This window comes from Arthrobacter sp. SX1312, assembly GCF_002929295.1.
Lineage (GTDB): Bacteria > Actinomycetota > Actinomycetes > Actinomycetales > Micrococcaceae > Arthrobacter_D.
On record NZ_PJIM01000002.1, the window covers coordinates 1,201,224 to 1,219,944 of the forward strand.

Genomic DNA, 18,721 nt, shown 5'->3' on the forward strand with positions numbered 1-18,721 from the left:
GCGCCGCCGACTCCCTCCTCGTGAAAGGCACTGCAGCGTGGCCGAGACCCTTCAGAACTACATCGACGGAGCGTTCGTCACGCCCGCCGGGACCGAGCTCCTCGACATCGTCAACCCGACCAACGGCGAGGTGGTCGCGCAGTCGCCCGTCTCCACCACCGCGGATGTCGACGACGCCATGCGCGCCGCAGCGCGTGCCTTCACCACCTGGAAGCGGACCACGCCGAGCCAGCGCCAGCTCATGCTGCTGAAGCTCGCGGACGCCGTCGAGGCCGCCAGTGACGAGCTCGTCGAGGCACAGCACCGCAACACGGGCCAGGTGCGCGCGATGATCGCCGCCGAGGAGGTGGCCGTCGGCGCCGACCAGCTGCGGTTCTTCGCCGGCGCCGCGCGGCTCATGGAGGGCAAGTCCGCGGGCGAGTACATGGAGGGCCACACCTCCTACGTGCGCCGCGAGCCCATCGGCGTCGTCGCCCAGGTGGCGCCGTGGAACTACCCGTTCCTCATGGCCATCTGGAAGATCGGCCCCGCCCTCGCCGCGGGCAACACGGTGGTCCTGAAGCCGAGCGACACCACCCCGGAGTCGACCCTCGTCCTCGCACGCCTCACGCAGGGCATCCTGCCCGACGGCGTCCTGAACGTGGTGCTCGGCACGGGCGAGACCGGCGCCGCCATGACGGAGCACCCCGTGCCCGGCCTGGTGTCCATCACGGGATCCGTACGCGCCGGCATCGCGGTCGCGACCAGCGCCGCGAAGGGCCTCAAGCGGGCCCACCTGGAGCTCGGCGGCAAGGCTCCCGCCGTCGTCTTCGCGGACGCCGACCTCAGGAAGAGCGCCGAGGCCATCGCCGAGTTCGCGTTCTTCAACGCAGGCCAGGACTGCACGGCCATCACCAGGGTCCTCGTGCAGGAACAGGCGCACGACGAGTTCGTCGCCGCCATGGTCGCGCACACGGCCACCCTGACGACCGGCAGCGCGGAGGACTCGGAGAACTACTTCGGGCCGCTGAACAACATCAACCACTTCAACGCCGTGAACGCCGTCATCGACGCGCTGCCCGCCCACTGCAGCATCGCGACCGGCGGCAAGCGCGCCGGGGACAAGGGCTACTTCTTCGAGCCGACGATCGTCACGGGCGCCCGGCAGGACGACTCCGTGGTGCAGCAGGAGACGTTCGGGCCCGTCGTGACGGTGCAGACGTTCGCCACCGAGGAGGAGGCGATCGAGCTCGCCAACGGCGTGGACTACGCGCTGGCCTCCAGCGTCTGGACCTCGAACCACGGCACCGCGATGCGCGTGTCCCGCGACCTCGACTTCGGGGCCGTCTGGATCAACACGCACATCATGCTGACCGCCGAGATGCCCCACGGCGGCTTCAAGCACTCCGGCTACGGCAAGGACCTCTCCATGTACGGCGTGGAGGATTACACCCGCATCAAGCACGTCATGAGCGTGCTGGACGTCTGACAGTCCCCTTCTGGATAGGAACCCCCTGATGACCATCGCAACCACCCCCGGCGCCGTCGCGCCGACCTTCCGGCTCGAGCAGAAGCGCCGCATCACCGGCGACTTCCCGGGCCCGAAATCCACCGAGCTGGCCGCGCGCCGCTCCGCCGTCGTCGCCAAGGGCGTCGCCTCGGGCGTACCCGTGTACGCGGCGGACGCCGACGGCGGGATCATCCAGGACGTCGACGGCAACTCCTTCATCGACCTCGGCTCCGGCATCGCCGTGACGAGCGTCGGCGCGTCGGACCCCGCGGTGGTCGCCGCGGTCAGGGAGCAGGTGGGGCACTTCACGCACACGTGCTTCATGGTGACGCCCTACGAGGGCTACATCGCCGTCGCGGAGCAGCTCGCCGAGCTGACGCCGGGCGATTTCGAGAAGCGGACGGTCCTGTTCAACTCCGGCGCCGAAGCGGTCGAGAACGCGGTCAAGGTGGCGCGGCTGGCCACCGGCCGCGACGCCGTCGTCGCGTTCGACCACGCCTACCATGGGCGCACCAACCTGACGATGGCCCTGACGGCCAAGTCCATGCCGTACAAGGCGAACTTCGGCCCCTTCGCGCCCGAGATCTACCGCGTCCCCATGAGCTACCCGTTCCGCGAGGAGAACCCGTCCATCACGGGCCCCGAGGCGGCGCAGCGCGCCATCACCATGATCGAGAAGCAGATCGGCGCGCAGTCCGTCGCCGCGATCATCATCGAACCCGTGCAGGGTGAGGGCGGCTTCATCGTGCCCGCCGAGGGCTTCCTCCCCGCGCTCGCGGAGTGGGCCGAGGCCAACGGCGTGGTGTTCATCGCCGACGAGGTGCAGTCCGGGTTCTGCCGCACCGGGGAATGGTTCGCCGTGAACCACGAGGGCGTGGTGCCCGACATCGTCACGATGGCCAAGGGCATCGCCGGCGGCATGCCGCTCTCGGCCATCACGGGGCGCGCGGACCTGCTCGACGCCGTGCACGCCGGCGGGCTCGGCGGCACCTACGGCGGCAACCCGGTCGCCTGCGCGGCGGCACTGGCCGCGATCGGCACCATGAAGGAGCACGACCTCGCCGGTCGCGCCCGCAGCATCGAGGCCAGGGTCTCCGAGCGCGTCGCCGCCCTGCAGACCGAGCTCGGCGAGCGGAGCATCATCGGGGAACTCCGAGGACGCGGCGCCATGCTGGCCATCGAGTTCGTGGAACCGGGCGGCAGGACACCCAATGCCGAGGCCACGAAGGCGATCGCCGCCCAGTGCCTTCGTGAGGGCGTCATCATCCTCACCTGCGGCACCTACGGCAACGTGGTCCGCCTGCTGCCGCCGCTCGTCATCACCGACGAGCTCCTCGAGGACGGCCTCGACGTCCTCGAGGCCGCCATCCGCGCGGTCAGCGCCGGCTGACCCCCGACACCCGACGAAGGCTCTGCAGCAGTCCGTGCTGCAGGGCCTTCGTCGTGGTCCGGGGAGGTCAGCCGACCGGGATGAGGGCCTGGAAGTGGGGGTTCTCGGTCAGGAAGGCCTGGGCATGCTCGCAGTAGGGGACGGGCGCGAGGCGGCGCCGGTGGGCGTTCAGGAGCGCCTTGCGGACCAGGACCGCCTCGAGGCCGGACCGGTCATGGTCGGATCCCACGACGGTCTGCAGCAGGCGCAGGCGGCCGGCCCGCAGATCGTACTTCACGTAGCCGACCATGACGCCGTCATGGAACAGCTCGAAGCGCGAGGCCGCCGGATTGTCGCGGAACTTCTCGCGGAGCTGCTCGGTCTCCGCGCGCTCGCTGGCACGGGTCTCGCGGTCGGTGATCGCCTCGACGACCGCCTCGTAGTCGTCCAGCACGCCATAGGGCGGGAAATCGGCATCGAGCGCCCGGTAGAGCTCGTTGCACAGGATGCGCAGCTCCCGGGTGGAGACCGACGAGAGGTCGCGGGGGACCTCCGGGGTCTCGGCGTCGGGCGCCTCCCGGGTCGCCGGATCGACGACGTCGGCATCGGACGAGGGGCCGTGAGCGGCGCGCGCGGCAGGCAGGGAATCGGGGCTCGGGGGGAGGGGTGCAACGGACATCGGAAACCTCTGAGGATCTGTGGGTGGCTCGGCCGTTGCTTGACCTGTCACGTACCGTAACAGCCCGCCGGGGATTCGTAAAGCTAAGCACCCTAGCAATCAGGCTTCCGAGGAAAAGGCAGGCGTGTCGGTCCGATCCGGCGGCCCCTCGCGGGACGGGAGGGTCAGGAGGAATGGGCGGCCAGCTGCTGGCGGAGGCCCGCGATCATGGCGTCGAGCCCGGCCCGGAAGGCGGCATCCGCGGCCCGTCCGGCTCCCGCCGCCTCCGAGGCGCTGCGCACCGCGGACGTGAACACCGGGAACTCCTCCGCGAGCGTGCCGGAGTCGAAGATGTCGCCGGGCGCGGCGACGTCGAGCGCCGAGCCGTAGATGAAGGACTCGAGGGCCACGATCGCGGGCACGATGCGGTCCTCGGGCCAGCCCGCCGCAGCGAAGCCGCGAGCCACCTCCTCGTACATGCGCAGCGTCTCCGCGGCATCGGTCACCGGCAGGACGGCGATCACCGGGACCAGAGGGGCATGCCGCGCGAAGACCTCGCGGTAGGACCAGGCCCACTGCCGTACCGCCTCATCCCAGGGCTCCAGGGCGAACGCGCCGAAGTCCACCATGGTCATGACGTGGTCCTGGACCCAGCGGAGCACCTCCTGCTTCGACGCGGCGTGGTTGTAGAGGGCGGAGGGCGCCACCCGGAGCCGGCGCGCCAGGGCTGACATCGTCAGGCCCTCGTAGCCCTCCGCGGCGATGAGGTCGAGCGCCGCCGCCGTGATGCGGTCCCTGGACAGGACGCTGCGGGGCGGCCGCCCGGCGCGCCGGGGGGTCGGTAGTGCTGAGGTCATCGATCCTGCTCTCTGTTGCGATGGCATCAACCCTACGGGCGGACCCTTCCCTCCGGGTGGCCATGTAGCTATAGTGGGCCCAATAATGAATACCATTCATTTTGTGGCCTGCGCCATGCAGCACCAGGAGGATCACGTGAACACCATCGAACGCGACGTCGTCATCATCGGAGCAGGACCCTCGGGCCTCACCGCCGCACGCGGGCTGAGGAGAGCCGGGCACTCGGTCGCCGTGCTCGAGGCGCGGGACCGCGTCGGCGGACGCACCCACACGGACGTCATCGACGGCGCCGTCCTCGAGGTCGGGGGGCAGTGGGTGTCGCCGGACCAGACCGCGCTCATCGACCTCCTCCACGAGCTGGGCCTGAAGACCTTCTCCCGGTACCGGGAGGGCGACTCCGTGTACATCGGCCCGGACGGGGAACCGATCCGCTACAGCGGGGAGATGTTCCCGGTCAGCGACTACACGCGCGAGGAGATGGAGCGCCTCATCGTGATCCTCGACCGGCTCGTCGACGAGGCCGGGCCCGAGGCGCCGTGGAACCACCCGGACGCCCGCGCCCTCGACACCATCTCCTTCCACCACTGGCTCCGGCAGCAGTCCGACGACGAGGAGGCCTGTGACAACATCGGCCTCTTCATCGCGGGTGGCATGCTGACGAAGCCGGCGCACTCGTTCTCCACCCTGCAGGCGATCCTCATGGCGGCGACCGCCGGGTCCTTCTCGAACCTGGTGGACGAGGACTTCATCCTCGACAAGCGCGTGGTCGGCGGCATGCAGTCCGTGTCGGAGCGCATGGCGGCCGAGCTGGGGGAGGACGTCATCCTCTCGAGCCCCGTGCGCACGCTCCGCTGGAGCGGCATGGAGGGCCCCGACACCACCGAGGGTGTCACGGTGGTCTCGGACACGACGACGGTGCGGGCGCGGTACGCCGTCGTCGCCGTCCCTCCCAATCTCTACTCGCGCATCAGTTACGACCCGCCGCTGCCGCGCCGCCAGCACCAGATGCACCAGCACCAGTCGCTCGGCCTGGTAATCAAGGTGCACGCCGTCTACAGCACCCCGTTCTGGCGCGAGGAGGGGCTCTCGGGGACGGGTTTCAGTGCGGGGTCGATCGTCCAGGAGGTCTACGACAACACGAATTTCGAGGACCCCCGCGGTACCCTCGTGGGCTTCGTCTCCGACGAGAAGGCCGACGCCATGTTCGAGCTGCCTCCGCACGAGCGCCGCGAGCGCATCCTCTCCGCGATCGCGAACTTCCTCGGCCCGAAGGCGCTCGAGCCGGAGGTGTACTACGAGTCGGACTGGGCGGCGGAGGAGTGGACGCGCGGCGCGTACGCCTCGAGCTACGACCTCGGCGGGCTGCACCGGTACGGCCGGGACCAGCGCACGCCCGTGGGCCCCATCCACTGGTCCTGCTCCGACATCGCGGCCGAGGGCTACCAGCACGTCGACGGCGCCGTCCGGATGGGCCGGCACACCGCGGCCGAACTCCATCGCGTCCTGTCCACCGGCGTGCAGGCCGCCGCGACCGGTCGGGGGGCATGACCATGCGCTACATCGTGGGATACACCGCCGATGAGCGCGGGCACGACGCCGTCTGCCTCGCCGTCGCCCTCGCGCGCCGCCAGGGCGCGAGCCTCGACCTCGTGCTCGTCACCCCCCAGCATTCCCCCTACGCGGGGATCCACCAGCGGGGCAAGGGCTTCGAGAGCCTCCTGACCGACCAGCTGCAGGAGTGGATGGACCAGGGCCTCGCGCTCGTGCCGGACGACGTCCCGGCGCGTGGCGTGATCGTGCGGGCGGAATCCAACGCCGAGGGCCTCATCCGGGCGGCGGAGGACAACGAGGCGTCCCTGATCGTGATCGGGGCCAGCTCCCGCGGCCTCGCCAACCGGTTCAGCATCGGCAACGTGGCCCGGAGCCTCCTCCACGCCTCACCCGTCCCGGTGGCCCTGGCGCCCAAGTCCTACCGCCGCACCGATCCCGTCACCCGCATGACCTGCGCGGTCGGTAACAGGGCGGGAGCGGACGACGTCGTCTCGGTCGCGGTGGCCTCGGCGCAGCGCCGCGGCCTCCCGCTGCGCCTCGTATCCCTCGTCGCACTCGATGCAGGGCACTCGGACCCGGAGGGCATGGAGGACGCGGCGAACCGCCGGCTCGCGGAGGCCGCGTCCGCCCTCGCCGCCGGCGGGCGGGTGAGCGTCGAGACGGCGCACGGCTCCTCCATCGAGGAGGCCATCGAGGCCCTGGCCTGGGACGAGGGAGAGGTGCTGCTCGTCGGGTCCAGCCGCCTCGCGCAGCACATGCGCATCTTCCTCGGCTCCACGGCGAACAAGATCCTGCGTACGCTGACCATCCCCATGGTCGTCGTCCCGCGTACGTACTCAACACCCGGTACCACCACCGGCCCGGGTTCCCACACCACAGAGGCGGACGCATGAGTATCGAGGAGACAACACGGGAAGGAACAGGGCTCAGCAGGAAGGGCCTTGACGACGGAACCGTCGGACTGCTGGGCGCCGTCGTCATCGGGGTGTCCTGCGTGGCCCCCGCGTACACGCTGACCGCGGCCCTCGGGCCCACGGTCGCCGAGGTCGGGGTCAACCTGCCGGCCATCTTCCTGGTCGGCTTCATCCCCATGCTGCTCGTGGCCCTCGGCTACCGGGAGCTCAACAGCGCCATGCCCGACTCCGGCACCACCTTCACGTGGGCCACCCGTGCGTTCGGGCCGTGGGTCGGCTGGATGGGCGGGTGGGGACTCATCGCCGCCACCGTGATCGTGCTCTCCAACCTGGCCGCGGTCGCCGTCGACTTCTTCTACCTGATGCTCGCGCAGGTCCTCGACAACCCGGGCATCGCCGACCTCACGCTCAACCTGCCGGTGAACATCGCGACGACGCTCGTCTTCATCGCGCTCGCCTGCTACGTCTCCTACCGCGGGATGGAGACCACCAAGGCGGTCCAGTACGTGCTGGTGACCTTCCAGGTCGTCGTCCTCGCCTGGTTCGCGATCGCCGCGTTCGTCCACGTCGCCAACGGCACCGCCTTCGACGCCACGCCGATCAGCGCGGAGTGGTTCAACCCGTTCGCCGTCGGCTCGTTCTCCGCCTTCGCCGCGGGCGTCTCGCTGTCCATCTTCATCTACTGGGGCTGGGACGTGACGCTCACGATGAACGAGGAGACCAGGAACCCGGAGAAGACCCCGGGCCGCGCCGGCGCCCTCACCGTCGTCGTCATCGTGGTCATCTACCTCACCGTCGCCCTCGCGACCCTCTCCTTCGCGGGCGTCGGGGAGGGTGAACTCGGAGCGGGCAACCCGGACAACCAGGAGAGCATCTTCGCTGCGCTGGCCGGTCCCGTGATGGGTCCGTTCGCCATCCTGATGTCGATCGCCGTCCTCAGCTCCTCGGCCGCATCACTCCAGTCCACGTTCGTCTCCCCGGCCCGCACCCTGCTCGCCATGGGCCACTACAAGGCCCTGCCGAAGGGGTACGGCCGCATCAGCCCGCAGCACAAGTCGCCGAGCTACGCCACGATCGCCGCAGCGATCGCCGCCGCCGGCTTCTACGTGTTCACGCGGCTGGTCTCCGAGAACGCACTCTGGGACACCATCACGGCGCTCGGCATGATGATCTGCTTCTACTACGGCATCACCGCCCTCGCCTGCGTCTGGTACTTCCGGGCCCAGGCTTTCAGCAGCGCCAGGAACGTGCTGTTCCGCTTCCTCGCGCCGCTGCTCGGCGGGGTCATCCTGCTGGTCATGTTCTTCAAGACCGCCAACGACTCCATGGATCCTGCCTACGGCTCCGGGTCCGAACTGTTCGGGGTCGGCATGGTGTTCATCCTCGGAATCGGCGTGATCCTGCTCGGTGCCGTGCTCATGCTCATCTGGTGGCGGATCAACCCGGCGTTCTTCCGCCAGGAGGTGATCGTCCAGGGATCGGCTCCGAGGCCGTAGCGGGACGGACGGGGGCGCTGCGCTAGAGTGGACCGACTCCGCGGCGCTCCCGAAGGCCGCACTGCCTTCGCCCCGATCGAGGAAGAGGAACCGCCGTGCGCTACGTCGTTGGCTATACCGGGAATGACCGCGGGCAGGACGCCCTCGAACTGGCCACGTCGCTCGCCCTCACACAGGGGGCGGCCATCGACCTGGTCACCGTCCTCGACTGGCCCCAGGACGGCAGCATGGCACCCGGCGGCCAACGCGCGCAGGACGCCCTCGACCACGCGGCCGCCGGCGTGCCCGACGGCGTCGAGGTCGCCACGCACGTGCGTCTCGCCGACTCGTTCGCGCAGGGGCTCCTCGAGGTCGCGGCCGACGTCGACGCCGGACTGATCGTCGTCGGGGCGTCCAGCAACGGCCTCCTGCGGCGCTTCACCGTCGGCAGCGTCGCGAATGCCGTGCTCCACAGCTCCACCGTCCCGGTGGCGCTCGCCCCCCGCGGCTACCGGCACCGGTCCGCCTTCACCCGGATGACGAGCGCGGTCGGCACCCGCGCCGGGGCGGACGGCGTGCTCGAGGTCGCCGTCGAGTCCGCGGCACGGCGAGGCCTCCCGCTGCGGCTGATCTCGCTCGTCGCCCTGGACGTCCACGAGGCGTCCGACTCCGGCGAGGCCATCAACAAGGCCCACCAGCATGCCCACTCGGTGCTGGCGCGCGCCGTCGAGCAGTTGCCTGCAGGCCACGAGGCCTCGATCGCCGTCGCCCACGGCCGGACGATCGAGCAGGCCATCGACGAGATCGAGTGGGATCCCGGAGAGCTCGTGATCGTCGGATCGAGCCGTCTCGCCCAGCGCCGGCAGATCTTCCTCGGCACCACCGCCAACCAGATGCTGCGTGCCCTGCCGGTGCCCATGGTCGTGGTGCCACGGGACTGGGCGCGCGCACCGCGCTGATCCACGCCGCGCTGATCCACGTCGCGCTGATCCACGCCGCGCCGATCCACGCTGCCGTCCCGGCTGCGACGTCATGACACGTAATGCTGCGGATTCAGGGGCGGAACGGGTTCCCTCCGGCCTACGATGCGGCGATGGAAGGACTCCACGACCGCGCGGGCGCCGGCCCGGTCCCCGCCGATCCGTGCGAGGACGGACGCCATGCCGCGCTCGACGCCGTCGAGGACACCGCCGCCTCGATGTGCCGCAGCGAGCAGCGGGTCTGCTGGGCGCTCGCCCGCGGGATCGACCCGGCGATGGAACCCGCGGCCTACAGCCTGCTGTGCGCCGTGCGCCTGGCCGGTTCCTGCCGGGTGAGCGACCTCGCGGTGACGCTCGGCATGAGCGCGTCGGCGGTGAGCGGGCACGTCGCGGCGCTGCAGCGGCTCGGGCTGGTGGAGCGTGGTGCGACCCGCGATGACGAGCGGTCCCACCCGGTCCAGCTGACGCCCGAGGGCCTCCGGCGCATCGACGAAGCACGCGCCGACCGGCGTCGGAGCTTCCGGCGGCAGCTCGCGGGATGGAGCAGGACCGACGTCGTCGACCTCGCGGCTCTCCTGACGCGCTTCAACGCGGCGTATCTCGGTCGAGGGGACGGACCGCCCGCCTGACACGCTGCGCGTGGTCCGGCCGGCCGGCTCAGTACCGGATGGTCCTCACCAGCGCGATGATGCGGTCGATCGTCGCGGGGTCGGTCTCCGCGGGCAGCGCGCCCGTGCCGGTGAGGGACGCGTTGAAGTAGATGCCGTCGCCCAGCAGCATCACGAGGTGCACCATGTCCTCGTGGCCCATGGCCTCCATCAGGACCTCGAACCACAGCGTCCGGCACTGCGCCAGCAGTTCGTTCGCCTCCGGGTGTGAACCCTGCGCCAGCCGTGTCACCGCCACGTTGCACCGCTCCAGGGGACTGCGGACGTCGAGCGAACTCGTGACGTAGTAGGTGGCCGCCGTCGCCGGGTCCGCGCGCATGATCGCCACGTCCTCGGCCACGAGGAGGCGGAGGCGGTCGAACAGCGCGGCCGCCAGTTCGTCCTTCGACCGGAAGTGGTAGGTGAGGCCGCCCTTGGACACCCCCGCCCTCAGGGCGATCGCATCGAGGGTCGCGGCCCGTTCCCCGTCCGTGAGGAGGATGTCCTCGTAGGCGTCGATCAGGCGCTGGGCGGTCGTCGGAGGCGTGGCCATGATCCGCAGTCTAGGACCCTTCTAAGAAAACCGACTGGTCGGTATAGTGACGGTCAGCCACGACGTGTGGCGTCGGTTTCTTCCAGAGACGAGGCCCTCATGAATTCGATCCCGTCCCCCACGAGGGATCCCGGCGGGGGAGCGGCGCGGCGCGGCAAGGGCCTGGCGGCCGGGACGCTGGGGCTCTGGGCGTCCGTGGTCATCGGCCTGGCGTCGACGGCACCCGTGTACTCCCTGGTGGCCACCCTCGGCTTCGTGGTCCTCGCCGTCGGCGCCCAGACGCCGATCGCATTCATCCTCGCGTTCATCCCGATGCTGTTCGTCGCCTTCGCCTATCGGGAGCTGAACCAGGCCGTCCCCGACTGCGGGACCTCCTTCACCTGGGCCACCAAGGCGTTCGGTCCCTGGGTGGGCTGGATGGCCGGCTGGGGCGTCGCCGTCGCCGGCATCGTCGTCCTGGCCAATCTCGCACAGATCAGCGGCCTCTATCTCTGGCTGCTCGTGGGGGACGGATCCCTGGCCGGGAACCCGCTGCTGGTCACGATCACGGGTGTCGTCTTCATCGCCCTCATGACGTTCGTGAGCTACCGAGGGGTCGAGATCGGGGCCAGGCTGCAGAACGTGCTGCTCGGCATCCAGTACCTGGCGCTGGCCCTCTTCGTGGTCGTGGCTCTCGTCTCGGTGGGACGCGGGACCGCGGAGAACGCCACACCCGTGTCCCTCGAGTGGTTCAACCCCTTCGCCTTCGAGAGCGTCGAAGGCTTCACCGAGTCCATCCTCCTGGCCCTGTTCATCTACTGGGGCTGGGATGCATGCCTGGCCCTCAACGAGGAGACCAAGGACCCGCGCCGCATCCCCGGTCTCGCGGCCCTCATCTCCACGGTCCTGCTGCTCATCACCTACGTGGGTGTCAGCGTCGCGGCGATGATGTACGCCGGTGTGGGGGAGGAGGGGATCGGCCTCGGGAACGAGGCCAACTCCGAGGACGTGTTCCTGGCGCTCAAGGACGCCGTGCTGGGTCCGTGGGCGTGGCTGCTGGTCGTGGCGGTCCTCGTGTCCGCGGTCTCCTCGACCCAGACGACCATCCTTCCCACCGCCCGCGGCACCCTCTCCATGGCCGTCTACCGCGCCCTGCCGGCCCGGTTCGGCACGGTGCACCCCCGCTTCAGGACCCCCTCGTTCTCGACCCTGGTGATGGGGATCTCCGCGATCGCCTACTACGTGGTCATGACCATCATCAGCGAGAACATCCTGGCCGACTCCATCCTCTCGCTCGGCCTGGCCATCGCCTTCTACTATGCGATCACCGGCTACGCCTGCGTCTGGTACTTCCGGCGCGAGCTGTTCACCTCACGGCACAACGTGATCTTCCGGTTCCTGTTGCCGCTGCTCGGTGCGCTGATGCTGACGGCCGCGTTCGTCAGGTCCGCCATGGACATGGCCGACGTCGACTACGGCTACAGCGTGCTGCTGGGCATCGGTGGGACCTTCGTGACCGGCATCGGCTCACTCGCGCTGGGACTCGTCCTCATGATGCTCTGGCGGACCCGGTCCGGCTCGCTCCCCTTCTTCCGCGGGGAGAGCCTCGACGAGGACACCCCGGTCCTGGTGCCGGACTCCCCGGACACCCGCAGGCGTTCGATCGACGGAGGTCTGTCCTGATGCGCATACTCATCGTCGGGGCCGGCGGAGTCGGCTCCGCCGCCGCCCGGATCGCGGTCCGCCGGTCCTTCTTCGACCTGCTGGTGGTCGCCGACCACGATCCCGCCCGACCCCGGCGCCTCGTCGAGGAGCTGGGGGACCCCCGGCTCCTCGCGGCACAGGTCGACGCCTCGTCCGCGGACGCCGTGGCCGCCGTCGTGCGCGCGCACAGGATCACCCACGTGCTGAACGCCGTGGACCCGCGCTTCGTGATGCCGGTGTTCAACGGCTGTTTCGACGCCGGCGCCACCTACCTGGACATGGCGATGAGCCTCTCCGTACGGCATCCCGACCAGCCGTACGAGAAGACGGGGGTCATGCTCGGCGACGAGCAGTTCGAGGCGGCCGGGCGCTGGTCGGCTGCGGGGCGGCTCGCGCTGGTGGGGATCGGCGTGGAACCGGGGCTGTCGGACGTCTTCGCCCGGTACGCCGAGGACGAGCTGTTCTCCTCCATCGACGAACTCGGGGTCCGCGACGGCGCCAACCTGACCGTGGAGGGATACGACTTCGCGCCGTCGTTCTCCATCTGGACCACCATCGAGGAGTGCCTGAACCCGCCGGTGGTCTTCGAACGGGACCGTGGCTGGTACACGACCGAACCGTTCAGCGCGCCGGAGGTGTTCCACTTCCCGGAGGGGATCGGCCCCGTGGAGTGCGTGAACGTGGAGCACGAGGAGGTGATCCTGATGCCCCGCTGGACCGACGCCAGGAAGGTGACCTTCAAGTACGGCCTCGGCGAGGAGTTCATCGGGGTCCTGCGGACCCTGCACAAACTGGGCCTGGACTCCACCGAGCCGGTCTCCGTGAAAGGCGTGGCCGTGGCGCCCCGGGACGTCGTCGCCGCGGTGCTCCCGGACCCGGCCACGCTGGGCGACCGGATGAAGGGTAAGACCTGCGCCGGGCTCCTCGTCACGGGCGTGGGCAAGGGCGGCGCGCCCCGCTCGGTGTACCTGTACCACGTGGTGGACAACGAGTGGACCATGGCGCAGTACAACTCGCAGGCGGTGGTGTGGCAGACCGCCGTCAACCCGGTGATCGCCCTCGAACTGCTGGCCGCGGGGACCTGGCGGGGTTCGGGGGTCCTCGGGCCGGAAGCGTTCGACGCGCGACCCTTCCTGGACCTGCTCGCCGCGGACGCGCCGCTGGGCTACGGATCGCCCTGGGGGATGGAGGAACGCTGACCCTGGGACGCGGTCCTGCCTCCGGCGTCAGACGGCGGTCGCGGCGGGTTCCTGCACCTGCGCGGGCCTCGGCTGGCGGCGCACGGTGCGGAGCATGTCGACGGTGAGGAGGATGAGTCCCACCCACACCAGGCTGAAGCCGATCCACCGCTCGAACGGCATCTCCTCGTGCAGGACGAGGAGCGCGAGCAGGAACTGCAGCACGGGCGCGAGGTACTGGAGCAGTCCGATGGTGGTCAGTGGCAGACGGCGCGCTGCCGCGCCGAAGAAGATGAGGGGGACGGCGGTGATGACACCCGAGGCAGCCATGATCCAGAAGTGCCCCGCGCCCTCGGTGGTCAGGGTCGCGGCGCCCGTCGACCCGAGCCACAGCATGACGGCGAGGGCGATCGGCGCCAGGACCGCCGTCTCGATGCTGAGGCTGGAGATCGCGTCCACCCGGGACCCCACCTTCTTCTTCGCGAACCCGTAGAGGCCGAAGGAGAAGGCCAGCGTGAGGGCGATCCACGGCACCGCGCCGTACCCGATCGCCAGCACGATCACGGCGAGGATGCCCATGCCGATCGCCGTCCACTGCAGCGGACGCAGTTTCTCGCGCAGCACCACGACGCCCAGAAGGACCGAGACGATGGGATTGATGAAGTACCCGAGGGAAGCCTCGATCGCCTGCCCGGTGGTGACCCCATAGGTGTAGACCAGCCAGTTGACCGCGATCAGCAGTGCGGCGATGGTCAGGGTCCCCACGATCCGCGGCGTGCGCAGGGCCGTCAGGACAGGCCGCCACGAGCGCAGCGCGGTGAGGAGCAGGGCGCAGAAGACCAGCGACCAGAGCACGCGGTTGGCCACGATCTCGACGGGACCGGCGGGCGCCAGGACGAGGAAGTACAGCGGCAGCAGCCCCCACAGCCCGTACGCGCCGATCCCGAAGAGGGTCCCCGTGGAGTTCTCGCTCCGTGCCGGCCTCGGTGTCTTCCCGCGTGTTGCAGTCACGAGGGCGTGAACGGGGCCCGGAAGGCCTTTATTCCCCTGTCCGGCCGATCCTGTACGCATCCGGGAACGAATGCCGGGGGAGATGCGCGCCACTGTTTTCGTCGGCGTAGCCCTGCGGCATTTAGAATAAGGAACTGTGCGCTTATTCGCACCGCGGTAACCATCGGGAGCATTCCACCGGGAAGAAGGCTAATCAGTGTCTACCTCAGCTGCGGCACGGCCGCTGCGGGTCGCGATCATCGGCGCCGGTCCGGCGGGCGTCTACGCTGCCGACATCCTGACGAAGTCGAACGAGGTCCAGGGGGGCGACTTCGCCGTCAGCATCGACCTCTTCGACCAGTACCCGGCACCCTATGGCCTGATCCGCTACGGGGTCGCCCCGGACCACCCGCGCATCAAGGGCATCGTCAATGCTCTCCACAAGGTGCTGGACCGCGGTGACATCCGTTTCCTCGGGAACGTGAACTACGGCCGGGACCTTACACTCTCCGATTTCCGGCGCTTCTACGACGCCGTCATCTTCGCGACCGGGGCCATCAGGGACGCGGACCTGGACATCCCCGGCATCGGGCTCGAGGGCTCCTTCGGCGGTGCCGACTTCGTGTCCTGGTACGACGGGCATCCCGATGTGAGCCGGGACTGGCCGCTCGAGGCCCGCGAGATCGCCGTGATCGGCAACGGGAACGTGGCGCTCGACGTCGCCCGCATCCTGTCCAAGCACGCCGACGACCTCCTCTCCACCGAGATCCCGGACAACGTCTACCAGGGGCTCAAGGCCTCGCCCGTGACCGACGTCCACGTCTTCGGCCGTCGCGGACCCGCGCAGGTGAAGTTCACGCCCCTGGAGTTGCGGGAGCTCTCGCACTCCCGCGACGTCGACATCGTCCTCTACCCCGAGGACTTCGACTTCGACGCCGGTTCGGAGGCGCAGATCGCATCGAACAACCAGACGAAGACCATGGTGAAGACGCTGACCAACTGGCTGGTCGAGGACGAGCCGACCGGTGCCTCCCGCCGCCTCCACCTGCACTTCCTCCACTCGCCGATCGAGGTCCACGATTCTCCCGAGACCCCGGGCAGGGTCGCGGGGATGCGGTTCGAGCGCACGGAACTGACCGGGGACGGCAGTGTCCACGGGACCGGGGAGATCATCGACTACCCCGTCCAGGCCGTCTACCGTGCCATCGGCTACTTCGGGTCGGAACTTCCCGAGGTGGGCTTCGACGAGAAGCGCGGCGTCATCCCCAACGAGGGCGGACGCGTCATCGACGAGGACGGCACGCCCGTGCCCGGCATCTACGCCACCGGCTGGATCAAGCGGGGCCCCGTGGGCCTGATCGGCCACACCAAGGGAGACGCGCTCGAAACCATCGGCTACCTCCTCGAGGACCGGCTGAATCTCCCGCCGGCCGAGGACGGCTCCGAGGACGCGATCATCGAACTCCTCGAGGCGCGCGGCGTCCGCTACACCACCTGGGAGGGGTGGCTGAAACTGGACGCCCACGAGATGAAGCTGGGCGCCAACTTCGTCAACACCTCGGGCAACGCCGAGCTCGTCCGGGAGCGCGTGAAACTCGTGCCCCGCGAGGACATGGTGGCCATTTCCCGCGGTGAGTAGTCCGGCTACACTGTGACCTGTCCCACGCCATCCCTGGGACTGGTCACGAAGCGGAGTGCCGATGTCGCCGTCCCGTTCACTAGCCGAAGCCGAGCTCTCCTCCGATGCGCTGCAGCGAAGAGCCTTCGCAGCACACGAAACGCTGGGGCAGGGCACGGGAATAGACGGTGACCTCCGCGGCGTCGTCCGCGAATCCTGGCGCAGGTCCCTCGGTTTCCTCCGTGATCCCGCCGCTGCCGAGGCCCGCCTGTTCTGCTCCGAGGAGGAGCTCGAGTCCTACCGCCAGGGCCATCCCCTGGCTGCCGTCATGCCCGTCATCCACCGCCTGCTCGTCCAGCCGAGCCTGGAAGCGGGGATGCTGGTGGCCGTCGGCGACGAGAACGGACGGCTTCTCTGGGTGGACGGGGATCGCGAGCTGCGCCGCAGCGCGGAGGGCATGCTCTTCGTCCCCGGAGCGGACTGGTCGGAATCGACCGTCGGGACGAGCGCTCCCGGCACGGCGCTCGCCCTCGACCGCAGCGTGCAGATCGCCGGGGCGGAGCACTTCAGTCGCAAGGCCCATCCGTGGAGCTGCACGGCGGTGCCGGTGCACGACCCCGACTCCAGGACGGTGCTCGGCGTCGTCGACATCACGGGCACCGACGATGCCGTCGCCACCCACACGCTGGCGCTCGTCGAAGCCGCGGTGGCGGCTGCCGAGGCGCAGCTGAGCATCCACCGGCTGCAGGACCGGTTGCCGCGCACGAAGCGACGCCGGCAGGGGCGTGGCCAGGCGGCGCTCTACCGGAACAGCCTGCAGATCCTGGGGATCGACCACGGGGTGGTCCACACCGGCGGCGCCTCGCTCGAGTTGAGCCTCCGCCATGCCGAGTTGCTGACCATCCTCGCCCTGCACCCGGAAGGACTCACCGCGGACCAGCTGGCGACCATGGCCTACCCGGAGGAGGCGTCCGGGACGACGGTCCGGGCGGAGATCCTGCGGCTGCGGAAGGTCCTGGCGCAGTACGGGGACGCCACGGTGCCACAGTCCCGCCCCTACCGGCTGCCGGGACAGCTGGTCGTCGATGCGGTGCAGGTCCTGAGCTACCTTCATCGCGGCGCGCACCGCATGGCACTCGGCATCTACCGCGGGCCGGTCCTTCCTCGGTCTCAGGCCCCCGCGATCGTGAGACTGCGCAACGAGGTGTCAGTCCTTCTGCGGGACGCAGTGCTCAACGACGGCGCACCGGAGACCGTGCTCCAGTACCTCGCCCTCGCGGAGGCGGAGTACGACGCGGAGGCGTGGCAGCTTGCCCTGCGCGTCCTCCCGCCGCGCTCCCCACGGCGGGCTGCGGTGGTGGCGCATGTGGAATGGCTCGACGCCGAGCTGACGGCACCCTCGACGTCCTCCTCAATTTCTCCTAAAGTTTGTTAGCCAATCGCAATAATCCGTCGTCGTACGGGCATGGGCCGGGTTAGCGTTATGCCTGGTGGCTGATGATTCCGCCGGACAACATTTCCCGGCGGCTGCACTGAAGCAGCAGACGGGCAAGGGGGGATACGCATGACGCAGTCCGCAAGGCACCCGGCCGGGCCGGTCCGGAGCGCCCGAACATCGCGCACCACCATGCATGCCAGTGTGGCGATCGTGGTCTGCTTCGTCGGCTTCCAGGGATTCGTGCCGCCGTCGGAAGAGGCCGCCTCCACGATCTCCTCCGGGCCTTCGTCCGCTTCGACGGTCGCCCGGTCCGGGCACGACGCACTGTCGCCGACGGGCCTCGTGGGCCCGTCGCTGCTGATGCCCCTCGAGGCGCTCGACCCCCTCAAGTCCTTCGATCCCCTGGTTGCCCGTGATCCCGGGCGGTCACCGCTCGGCGTTCCGCCGGCCATCGGCGCTGAACCTGCCGTCCCCGAGGTCCTGATGACGTCCGCCGTGCGGCGACCGACGGCGGGCACCCTCTTCGCGCCCCTCGACGCTCTCGTGCCCAGTTCCTCCTTCGGTCACCGCACCAGCCCCATCTCCGGCGAGGCCGGCGAGTTCCACACCGGTCAGGACTACGCGGCTCCCTGCGGCGCGCCGGTCTACGCGGCAGACGCCGGCACGGTGCGAGCTGTGGGCTGGCACCCGTGGGGTGGCGGCAACCGCGTCGAGATCGACCACGGAAACGGCCTGATCACGAGCTACAACCACCTGCAGGGCATCTCCGTGCAGAAGGGGGACGCCGTCAACGGCGGGGACACGATCGCCGAGGTCGGGTCCACGGGATCCTCGACCGGCTGCCATCTGCACTTCGAGACGATCCTCGACGGCGAGCATGCGGATCCGGTCGAATGGAGGATGGCCCCCACGCACCACGGAAAGCGCATCGGGATGTTCAGGGACTACAACCCCGAGGGCAGTGCCGCGACGAGCATCCCGGCGTGGGCACAGTTCATCACCCGGCCCGACCAGTCCGTGCACGGTGATCATCCGTTCGTCGCGGCCCCGTGGGGCGGCAACGCCGTAGTCCATGCGGGCCATGCGCCCGGGGCCTCCGGTGACTCCGCGACGGGACGCGTCACGCCCGCTCCGCGTCCCGACCTCCCGTCAGGGTCGTCGGGCACCAGGCCCGCGCCCGTGGTCAAGCCGGTCGACAAGCCCGCGGAGAAGCCGGTCGACAAGCCCGCCGAGAAGCCTGCGGAGAAGCCGGTCGACAAGCCCGCGCAGAAGCCGGTCGACAAGCCGGCCGACAAGCCGGTCGAGAAGCCGGTCGACAAG

At 69.7% G+C, this 18,721-nt stretch carries 17 protein-coding genes; 12 read left to right on the top strand and 5 right to left on the bottom strand.

What is annotated here, in order from left to right; all coding sequences use genetic code 11:
* The first annotated feature begins 37 nt into the window (after positions 1-37).
* Both CXQ92_RS13185 and gabT read left to right on the top strand, forming a co-directional pair.
* The gene (locus tag CXQ92_RS13185; protein WP_104168130.1) at positions 38-1,468 is read left to right on the top strand and encodes a gamma-aminobutyraldehyde dehydrogenase; all 1,431 of its coding nucleotides are present in this window, start codon (positions 38-40) and stop codon (positions 1,466-1,468) included.
* Positions 1,469-1,496: 28 nt separating this feature from the next.
* Entirely contained in the window at positions 1,497-2,879 is a 1,383-nt protein-coding gene (gene gabT / locus CXQ92_RS13190; protein WP_104168131.1) for a 4-aminobutyrate--2-oxoglutarate transaminase, read from the top strand.
* Between the two features lie 67 nt (positions 2,880-2,946).
* Here gabT and CXQ92_RS13195 read toward each other — a convergent pair whose 3' ends face one another.
* Both CXQ92_RS13195 and CXQ92_RS13200 read right to left on the bottom strand, forming a co-directional pair.
* Entirely contained in the window at positions 2,947-3,537 is a 591-nt protein-coding gene (locus tag CXQ92_RS13195) for a GNAT family N-acetyltransferase (protein WP_104168132.1), read from the bottom strand.
* A gap of 164 nt (positions 3,538-3,701) precedes the next feature.
* On the bottom strand, positions 3,702-4,373 hold the full coding sequence (locus CXQ92_RS13200; RefSeq protein WP_258069906.1) for a TetR/AcrR family transcriptional regulator: 672 nt from the start codon (positions 4,371-4,373) through the stop codon (positions 3,702-3,704).
* 115 nt (positions 4,374-4,488) lie between these two features.
* On the opposite strand from CXQ92_RS13200, the gene CXQ92_RS13205 reads away from it, so the two are divergent.
* The 5 genes from CXQ92_RS13205 to CXQ92_RS13225 all read left to right on the top strand — a co-directional run bounded on the left by CXQ92_RS13205 (position 4,489) and on the right by CXQ92_RS13225 (position 9,923).
* Complete coding sequence (locus CXQ92_RS13205) at positions 4,489-5,922, top strand: NAD(P)/FAD-dependent oxidoreductase (protein WP_258069907.1); 1,434 nt, start codon at positions 4,489-4,491, stop codon at positions 5,920-5,922.
* Positions 5,919-6,818, top strand: coding sequence for a universal stress protein (locus CXQ92_RS13210; RefSeq protein ID WP_306738608.1), 900 nt, complete (start codon positions 5,919-5,921; stop codon positions 6,816-6,818). Before CXQ92_RS13205 ends, CXQ92_RS13210 begins: the two co-directional genes overlap by 4 nt.
* Positions 6,815-8,335, top strand: a complete 1,521-nt coding sequence (locus CXQ92_RS13215; RefSeq protein ID WP_104168135.1) for an APC family permease — start codon at positions 6,815-6,817, stop codon at positions 8,333-8,335. The genes CXQ92_RS13210 and CXQ92_RS13215 overlap by 4 nt, the downstream gene beginning before the upstream one ends.
* 95 nt (positions 8,336-8,430) lie before the next feature.
* Positions 8,431-9,273, top strand: a complete 843-nt coding sequence (locus CXQ92_RS13220) for a universal stress protein (protein ID WP_104168136.1) — start codon at positions 8,431-8,433, stop codon at positions 9,271-9,273.
* Positions 9,274-9,407: 134 nt separating this feature from the next.
* Positions 9,408-9,923: a MarR family winged helix-turn-helix transcriptional regulator gene (locus tag CXQ92_RS13225; RefSeq protein WP_181033656.1), complete on the top strand. Its 516-nt coding sequence runs from the start codon at positions 9,408-9,410 to the stop codon at positions 9,921-9,923.
* Between the two features lie 28 nt (positions 9,924-9,951).
* On the opposite strand, the gene CXQ92_RS13230 is transcribed toward CXQ92_RS13225, so the two are convergent.
* Positions 9,952-10,494 (bottom strand): TetR/AcrR family transcriptional regulator, encoded by a 543-nt coding sequence (locus CXQ92_RS13230; RefSeq protein ID WP_104168138.1) that lies wholly within the window; start codon positions 10,492-10,494, stop codon positions 9,952-9,954.
* Between the two features lie 99 nt (positions 10,495-10,593).
* On the opposite strand from CXQ92_RS13230, the gene CXQ92_RS13235 reads away from it, so the two are divergent.
* The gene (locus CXQ92_RS13235; RefSeq protein ID WP_104168139.1) at positions 10,594-12,156 is read left to right on the top strand and encodes an APC family permease; all 1,563 of its coding nucleotides are present in this window, start codon (positions 10,594-10,596) and stop codon (positions 12,154-12,156) included.
* Positions 12,156-13,376 (top strand): saccharopine dehydrogenase family protein, encoded by a 1,221-nt coding sequence (locus tag CXQ92_RS13240; protein WP_104168140.1) that lies wholly within the window; start codon positions 12,156-12,158, stop codon positions 13,374-13,376. The genes CXQ92_RS13235 and CXQ92_RS13240 overlap by 1 nt, the downstream gene beginning before the upstream one ends.
* Positions 13,377-13,403: 27 nt before the next feature.
* On the opposite strand, the gene rarD is transcribed toward CXQ92_RS13240, so the two are convergent.
* A complete protein-coding gene (gene rarD / locus CXQ92_RS13245) occupies positions 13,404-14,366 on the bottom strand; it encodes an EamA family transporter RarD (RefSeq protein ID WP_258069908.1) in 963 nt (320 codons plus the stop codon).
* A 196-nt stretch (positions 14,367-14,562) separates the two neighbouring features.
* On the opposite strand from rarD, the gene CXQ92_RS13250 reads away from it, so the two are divergent.
* Entirely contained in the window at positions 14,563-15,984 is a 1,422-nt protein-coding gene (locus CXQ92_RS13250) for an FAD-dependent oxidoreductase (RefSeq protein WP_104168141.1), read from the top strand.
* 79 nt (positions 15,985-16,063) lie between these two features.
* Here CXQ92_RS13250 and CXQ92_RS18820 read toward each other — a convergent pair whose 3' ends face one another.
* Positions 16,064-16,306 carry a hypothetical protein gene (locus CXQ92_RS18820; RefSeq protein ID WP_306738609.1) on the bottom strand — a complete coding sequence of 81 codons (243 nt, stop codon included), beginning with the start codon at positions 16,304-16,306 and terminating at the stop codon, positions 16,064-16,066.
* Here CXQ92_RS18820 and CXQ92_RS13255 point away from each other — a divergent pair.
* Positions 16,292-17,398: a GAF domain-containing protein gene (locus CXQ92_RS13255; protein ID WP_306738610.1), complete on the top strand. Its 1,107-nt coding sequence runs from the start codon at positions 16,292-16,294 to the stop codon at positions 17,396-17,398. The genes CXQ92_RS18820 and CXQ92_RS13255 overlap by 15 nt on opposite strands.
* A 129-nt stretch (positions 17,399-17,527) precedes the next feature.
* On the top strand, positions 17,528-18,721 hold a 1,194-nt coding region (locus tag CXQ92_RS18440), incomplete at its 3' end, for a peptidoglycan DD-metalloendopeptidase family protein (protein ID WP_258069909.1).